Source organism: Pseudoalteromonas sp. 31A1 (assembly GCF_011378815.1).
In the GTDB taxonomy this organism is placed as follows: Bacteria; Pseudomonadota; Gammaproteobacteria; order Enterobacterales; family Alteromonadaceae; genus Pseudoalteromonas; species Pseudoalteromonas arctica.
The window spans coordinates 1-1,483 of record NZ_WTKY01000063.1; the positions used below are offsets into that span (position 1 = coordinate 1).

Below are 1,483 nucleotides of genomic sequence, written 5' to 3' on the forward strand. Positions count from 1 at the left end.
AGCTGTCTCTTGATCACAAGTCTGGCTCAAGAGATTTTGCTAAATCGTAGCCTTCCAGGATGGCTTGTAACTTAAGCCATCCTTGCCATAACACTTTCACAGATGCACGCCCTGTGCGCTTGGTATCTTTCCAGCCTCCTAACTTTGCCAGTTCCTGATACGCCCATGACATATTTGGAGCAGTTTCAGGCAATGGTGTTTTTATTCTCTTTAACCACAATAACTTCCATGCTTTGGGAGATAACAGTTGTTCACAACTTGGAGAATCAGGCTGCTCATTGGTGAACTTTAGTTGCAATATTCGCGTCGCAATAAAGCCATTAATCGTCACCAATCTTTCCATGTTATCTTGGCTTTGAAGGCGTAAACTTTCGATATCCGTACCATCACTTTTCCAGACTTTATGGTATTCCTCTACAAGCCAACGGTGCTCATAGTAGGTGATGATAGCTAAGGCGTCTTCTTTGCTGGTGACTGGTTCACTGGTTAATAGGTGCCAGCTTAAGCCGTTCTTAGCGTTTCCTCGCTCTGCACAGCCGACATAGTAAACTGGGAGGGAGTGTCCTTTCTTATTGTAAGGCGCTTTGAGTGTCACTGGCGCATAGGTGATATCCAGTGTTGCGCTTCGGGCTTTTCTTCCTCCTTTTTGTGCAATGTGGATGTGTTTGGTGCCTGCACTCATCAGCTCGCTTGCAAACGCATAGAGCTTATCCTCACCTTCTTCAATATGACGACTTTGCATCGAGCGTACGACGAATCGTTGCTGCTCGGTTAGTTTATACTGCAAGTATTCGTAGATGTCCGCTTCGCGGTCACACACCGATATCACGTTCGCCATTTGTCCTTGCAGCCGCTCTGCCATCGCTCGTGACGCTGACTCCCACTTGTAACTTTCTTTTTCTTCGTAAGAAGTCGTCGCGTGTTTTTCTCTTTTTCCAATCGTGTTGATATCACGACTCCAGCGAGACTGTTCAATTAATCCCACAACTTGCTTTGTGTCTGGCGCAAACAGTAATACGCTATGAGCTAACAAGCCTCGTTGTTTTGCTCCTCGTCCGACATGACCCAAATCATCTCGAATGGAGGAATGTTTATAAATTAGTGTGGTCGTGTCTTCTAATGCGAGCAATAAGTTATGACTTTTTGCTTGTTCAACCGTGGCTTTAAAGCCTGACTCGGCTATAGCCGTTGCGTCAATATTCTCGTTGCGAATAAAGCGGTAGGCACCTTCCATATCGGCGGGGGATTGAGTGATGTTCACAAGTGGTTTTCCTGGTTCATTTGCAAGCGTTGATGCTAACTTTACCAGACGCGCTGTTCTTCTTGGATCACCTAAGTCCGATTTACCGAATTGTTGTTTTGCCCAATGAGTATGTTCGTTAATCATAATGTGCCCTCAAACAAGATTTGAAGATCTGATCATGACATTGAGATTTAGTTCAAAAAAATCCCCGCTAATTTCTTAGCAGGGATTTGTGTATAA

Annotated in this window: 1 protein-coding gene; it reads right to left on the reverse strand. The window is 44.8% G+C overall.

Translation table 11 applies throughout. From position 1 onward, the window contains the following. Positions 1 to 13: 13 nt before the first annotated feature. Positions 14 to 1,387: an IS4 family transposase gene (locus GQR52_RS20310; protein WP_165729610.1), complete on the reverse strand. Its 1,374-nt coding sequence runs from the start codon at positions 1,385 to 1,387 to the stop codon at positions 14 to 16. Positions 1,388 to 1,483 lie beyond the last annotated feature (96 nt).